Annotated in this window: 4 protein-coding genes; 1 reads left to right on the top strand and 3 read right to left on the bottom strand. The window is 64.8% G+C overall.

The features are described 5' to 3' along the window. Positions 1 to 116: 116 nt before the first annotated feature. From dnaJ to grpE, 3 genes are all read right to left on the bottom strand, one after another. Entirely contained in the window at positions 117 to 1,244 is a 1,128-nt protein-coding gene (gene dnaJ, locus ACVOLS_RS21200; RefSeq protein ID WP_481547267.1) for a molecular chaperone DnaJ, read from the bottom strand. Positions 1,245 to 1,377: 133 nt separating this feature from the next. Then, positions 1,378 to 3,297 (bottom strand): molecular chaperone DnaK, encoded by a 1,920-nt coding sequence (gene dnaK, locus ACVOLS_RS21195; protein WP_481547266.1) that lies wholly within the window; start codon positions 3,295 to 3,297, stop codon positions 1,378 to 1,380. A 145-nt stretch (positions 3,298 to 3,442) separates the two neighbouring features. Further along, a complete protein-coding gene (gene grpE / locus ACVOLS_RS21190) occupies positions 3,443 to 3,958 on the bottom strand; it encodes a nucleotide exchange factor GrpE (protein WP_481547265.1) in 516 nt (171 codons plus the stop codon). A gap of 184 nt (positions 3,959 to 4,142) precedes the next feature. Between grpE and recN the strand changes: the two genes are divergently transcribed. Further along, entirely contained in the window at positions 4,143 to 5,810 is a 1,668-nt protein-coding gene (gene recN, locus ACVOLS_RS21185; RefSeq protein ID WP_481547264.1) for a DNA repair protein RecN, read from the top strand. Positions 5,811 to 5,876: the final 66 nt, after the last annotated feature.

The raw sequence follows: 5,876 nt of genomic DNA, 5'->3' as shown, positions 1-5,876 counted from the left end.
ACCCTCCCCCAACATCCGTCCTTCCTGCTGCGGCCGCGCGGGCGGCTCGCCGGCGTCTTGGGCGCCCACCGGCCCCCCGCCGCCCCCCCGCCCCCCCCCCCACTACAGGTGACGCATCAGGACTTCATGCGTTCCCAGAAGCCCTTTACGCCGTCGATGAAGGTTGCCGACTTCGGCGAGTGCTTGCGCGCTTCATCACCACTGAAGGTGGCTTCAAACTGCTCCAGCAACTTGCGCTGTTCTGCCGTCAGGTTGACCGGGGTTTCCACCACGACGCGGCAGTACAGGTCGCCTTCGGTGCGGCTGCGCACCGACTTGACGCCCTTGCCACGCAGACGGAACAGCTTGCCGGTCTGGGTCTCGGCCGGGATGCGGATCTCCGCTTCGCCACCCAAGGTTGCGACACGGATTGCATCGCCCAGCGCTGCCTGCGAGATACGCACCGGCACTTCGCAGTGCAGGTCGTCGCCATCGCGGGTGAAGATGGCATGCTCGCGCACGCGCACTTCCACATACAGATCACCTGCCGGTGCACCGGCCGGGCCGGCCTCGCCCTCACCCTGCAGGCGGATGCGATCGCCGGTGTCCACGCCTGCCGGCACTTTGACCGACAACACCTTGTCTTCTTCGATGCGACCGTTGCCGTGGCAGGTCTTGCACGGCTTGCTGATGATCTGACCGCGACCATCGCAGTTGTGGCAGGCCTGCTGCATGGCGAAGATGCCACGCTGCACGCGTACCTGGCCACGACCACCGCAGACATTGCAGGTCTCGACCTTGCGGTCTTCCGAGCCGCTGCCGTCGCAATCACCGCACTCGGCCAGGGTCGGAATCTCGATGCGGCGCTCAACGCCGGCCACCGCTTCTTCCAGGTCCAACTCCATCACGTAGCCGATGTCGGCACCGCGACGCGGCTGACGCGGACCGCCGCCACCTCCGCCAAAAATATTGCCGAAGATGTCGCCAAAAATATCATTCATGTCCGGACCACCCGGACCACCGCCACCACCGCCCATGCCGTGTTCAAACGCAGCGTGGCCGTGGGCGTCGTACATGCGCCGCTTATTGCCGTCGGACAGGGTTTCGTACGCCTCCTTGCACTCCTTGAAGGCAGCTTCAGCGGCAGCGTCGCCCGGGTTGCGATCCGGGTGGTGCTTCATCGCGCAACGGCGATAGGCCTTCTTCAACTCTTCATCGGTGGCGGTGCGGGCTACGCCCAGTACTTCGTAATAATCGCGTTTCATCGGCACATGAGGTTCTGTAATCGGGGTTGGGAATCAGGGACGGAAAGCCTGGTATTGCAGATACCGGAAGGGGATCCGGAAGCCGGAACAGTAGTTCCGGATCCCGAATCCCCAGGTACAACGCCGGCCTTGCTTACTTCTTGTCGTCCTTGACTTCGGTGAACTCGGCGTCCACTACGTCGTCATTGGACTGGGCACCAGCGTCGCCGCCCGGCGCCGGACCGCCCTGCTCACCAGCGGAAGCAGCGGCAAACAGCGCCTGACCGGCTTCTTCCAGCGACTTCGACTTGGCTTCGATCTGCGCCTTGTCGTCGCCCTTCATTGCGGTTTCCAGATCGGCCAGTGCGGCTTCAACCTTGCCGATCACGTCGCCGCCAACCTTGCTGCCATGCTCGGTGATGGCGCTGCGGGTGGCGTGGATCAGACCATCAGCCTGGTTGCGGGTCTGCACCAGCTCCTGGAACTTCTTGTCTTCTTCGCGGTTGGCTTCCGCGTCGGCGACCATGCGTGCGATCTCGTCCTCGGACAGACCCGAACCAGCCTTGATCTCGACCTTCTGTTCCTTGTTGGTCTTCTTGTCCTTGGCCGACACATGCAGGATGCCGTTGGCGTCGATGTCGAAGGACACCTCGACCTGCGGCATGCCGCGCGGTGCCGGCTCGATGCCGGACAGGTCGAACTTGGCCAGCGACTTGTTGTAACGGGCCTGCTCGCGCTCACCCTGCAACACGTGCACGGTCACGGCCGACTGGTTGTCCTCGGCGGTCGAGAAGGTCTGCGAGGCCTTGGTCGGGATGGTGGTGTTCTTCTCGATGATCTTGGTGAACACGCCACCCATGGTCTCGATACCCAGCGACAGCGGGGTCACGTCCAGCAGCAGCACGTCCTTGACGTCGCCGCCCAGCACGCCGCCCTGGATCGCAGCACCCAGTGCCACGGCTTCGTCCGGGTTGACGTCCTTGCGCGGTTCCTTGCCGAAGAACTCGGTCACGGCCTGCTGCACCTTCGGCATGCGGGTCTGGCCACCGACCAGGATCACTTCGCTGATGTCGCTCGAACGCAGGCCGGCGTCATTCAAGGCAACGCGGCACGGCTCGATCGACTTCTTGATCAGCTCTTCGACCAGGCTTTCCAGCTTGGCGCGGGTCAGCTTGATGTTCAGGTGCTTCGGACCGGAAGCGTCTGCAGTGACGTACGGCAGGTTCACTTCGGTCTGCTGCGCGGACGACAGCTCGATCTTGGCGCGCTCGGCGGCGTCCTTCAGGCGCTGCAGGGCCAACGGATCCTTGCGCAGGTCGATGCCCTGGTCCTTCTGGAACTCTTCAACCAGGTATTCGATGACGCGGTTGTCGAAATCTTCGCCGCCCAGGAAGGTGTCACCGTTGGTGGCCAGCACTTCGAACTGCTTCTCGCCGTCGACGTTGGCGATCTCGATGATCGACACGTCGAAGGTGCCGCCGCCCAGATCGTAGACAACGATCTTGCGATCCTTGTTGTCACCCTTGTCCAGGCCATAGGCCAGGGCAGCAGCGGTCGGCTCGTTGATGATGCGCTTGACGTCCAGGCCAGCAATGCGGCCTGCGTCCTTGGTTGCCTGGCGCTGGCTGTCGTTGAAGTAAGCCGGCACGGTGATGACTGCTTCGGTGACCTTTTCACCGAGGAAGTCTTCGGCGGTCTTCTTCATCTTCTCCAGCACGCGGGCAGAGATTTCCTGCGGTGCCATCTTCTTGGCATCGCTGGTCTGTACCCATGCGTCGCCGTTGTCATGCGCCAGGATGCCGTACGGCACGTGGGCGATGTCCTTCTGCACTTCGGCGTCGGTGAACTTGCGGCCAATAAGGCGCTTCACCGCATAGAAGGTGTTCTTCGGATTGGTGACGGCCTGACGCTTGGCCGAGGCACCCACCAGTACTTCGCCGTCCTTGGTGTAGGCAACGATGGAGGGCGTGGTGCGGTCGCCTTCCGAGTTTTCAATGACGCGGGCCTTGCCGCCGTCCATGATCGCCACGCACGAGTTGGTGGTGCCGAGGTCGATACCAATGATCTTGCCCATGGGGGACTCCTGAGTATTCGTTTGCCGGCAGCCGCCGGGGATGAATGGGATATGGGGAAGGACCTGATGACATTCAAGTCATCCCCGGAACACTGTTTGCCGACGGCCGCGCCTGATTTAGGCAGCGGCCAGCCAGCGCGGCCGATCAGTCGGCCTGGGCCACCACAACCAGCGCCGGCCGCAGCAGGCGCTCGTTGAGCAGGTAGCCCTTCTGGAACACGGTCACTACCGCGCCCGGGGCCACGCCCGCCGGCGCCGGCACCTGGCTGATGGCCTGATGATGCTCCGGATTGAAGGCCTGGCCGGCCGGGTCCAGCAGGACCAGACCGTTGTCAGCGGCTACCTTGAGCAGCTGCTTGTAGGTCAGCTCCATACCTTCGCGCAGCGGATTGGGCTCACCGCCAGCGGCAGCCAAGCCTGCATCGAGGCTGTCGAACACCGGCAGCAGGTCGCCAAGCAGCTTCTCGTTGGCGAACTTGCGGGCCTGGTCGATGTCGCGGGCCACACGCTTGCGCTGGTTTTCCAGATCGGCGCGTTCGCGCAGCGATTCGGCCTTGACCTGCTCCAGCTCGGCGCGCAGCGCCTCGATCTGGTCGTGGTGCGCGTCTTCACCGCCCATGGCGGCGTTCTCGGGGTCGAATTCAGTGTGCTCTTGGTTCATTTTCGGTTCCTTGGCGGATGTTCTGCCGCCTACCCCGACCCGTATGTGGGCTGTACCGAAAGTTTCAAGGCTCCGGCTCACTCCATGAGACGCATTGTTCCTAATCTGGGCCGGCCATCGCCTGCCCTACATTGACCTGCCCGGCCCGCATGCTAGCTTTGCGCGGCCCCTAGACCTGCCAGCCATGCTCAGACATCTATCGATCAAGGATTTTGCCGTTGTCCGCGCCACCGAACTGGAGTTCGGCCCAGGCATGACTGTCGTATCCGGCGAGACCGGCGCCGGCAAGTCATTGATGGTGGACGCTTTAGGCTTTCTGTCCGGCCTGCGCGCCGACTCCGGCGTGGTCCGCCATGGCGCCAGCCGCGCCGAGCTGTCGGCCGAATTCAGCCTGGACGACGACGCCCCGGCGCGCAGCTGGCTGCGCGACAACGAGCTCGACGACGAGGAGCAATGCCAGCTGCGGCGGGTGATCCGCGCCGATGGCGGCTCGCGCGCCTTCATCAATGGCCGCCCGGTACCGGTATCGCAACTATCTGAACTGGCGGGCTTTCTGGTCGAGATCCACGGCCAGCACGACCAGCAGGCACTGCTGTCACGCCCCAGCCAGCTCGCCCTGCTCGACGCCTTCGCCCGCAATGAAGCCGAGCGCACTGCGGTGCGCGGCGCCAGCACGCAGTGGCAGGCACTGCTCGATGAGCGCGATGCGCTGTCGCAGCAAGGCGACGTCTCCGACCGGATCGGCTTTCTTGAGCACCAGCTCGGCGAGCTGCAACGCGAAGACCTGGAGCCGGCGGCGATAGTCGCGCTCGGCGCCAGTCACCGCCGCCAGGCCCATTCCACCGCCCTGATCGAAGCCTGCCAGCGCGCTGGCGGCCTGCTCAATGGCGATGAAGACGAACCGTCGTTGCTCTCGTTGCTGCAGCAGGTGCGAAATGAGCTGGGCAGGGTCAGCCAGCACGACGCCCGCCTCGGCGAGGTCGACGCCATGCTGGATGCCGCCGGTATCCAGCTGCACGAAGCGCTTGCCCAACTGGACCGGGTCCAGGACGACCTGGACAGCGACCCGGAAGCTTTCGAAGACATCGAACGCCGGCTGAGCCGCCTGCACGACCTGGCCCGCAAGCACCGCGTGCCAATGGAAGAGCTGGCCGCCACCCGCGACCGACTCGAAACCGAGCTGGAGCAGCTACGCGGCGCCGACGAACGCCTGGCCAAGCTGGCCGGCGAGATCGACAAGGCCGCCGCCCGCTGGCAGGCCGTGGCAGCAACCCTTTCCAGCAGCCGCCAGGCCGCCGCCGCCTCCCTTTCCGACACCACCACAGCGCTGATCGGCGAGCTGGGTATGGGCGGCGGCCAGTTCCGGATCGAACTGGAGCCGCAGGCACAGCTGCGCCCGGACCCGAATGGTGCCGAGCGGGTCGAATTCCTGGTCGCCGCCAACGCCGGCCAACCGGCCCGCGCCCTGCGCAAGGTCGCCTCGGGCGGTGAGTTGTCGCGCATATCACTGGCTATTGAGGTCGCCGCACTTGGCCTGGATGCCGTGCCTACAATGGTTTTCGACGAAGTGGATTCCGGCATCGGCGGCGCGATTGCCGACATCGTCGGCAAGAAGCTGCGCGCCCTGGGCGAACGCCGCCAGGTGCTATGCGTGACCCATCTGCCGCAGGTCGCCTCCAAGGGTCACAGCCATTACCGGGTCAGCAAGGCACCGGTGGAGGGCATGACCCAGAGCGCGGTCGAGCTGCTGGATGCCAAGGGCCGCGAGGAAGAGCTGGCGCGCATGCTGGGCGGGGCCGAGGTAAGCAAGGAAGCGCGGGCCGCGGCGCGGAGCCTGCTGACGGAAGCCTGATAGCGGGGGGCTTTGGCTTTGGGCTTTGGGCCTTGGGCTCTGGGCTTTGGGCTTTGGGCTTTGGGC

The sequence above is a fragment of the Stenotrophomonas sp. STEN038 genome, from assembly GCF_056759895.1.
This window is presented reverse-complemented; position numbering and strand designations above follow the sequence as displayed.

Coding starts and splice junctions, on each gene's coding strand:
- dnaJ (WP_481547267.1), bottom strand. CDS start 1,244: ATGAAACGCGATTATTACGAAGTACTGGGCGTAGCCCGCACCGCCACC.
- dnaK (WP_481547266.1), bottom strand. CDS start 3,297: ATGGGCAAGATCATTGGTATCGACCTCGGCACCACCAACTCGTGCGTG.
- grpE (WP_481547265.1), bottom strand. CDS start 3,958: ATGAACCAAGAGCACACTGAATTCGACCCCGAGAACGCCGCCATGGGC.
- recN (WP_481547264.1), top strand. CDS start 4,143: ATGCTCAGACATCTATCGATCAAGGATTTTGCCGTTGTCCGCGCCACC.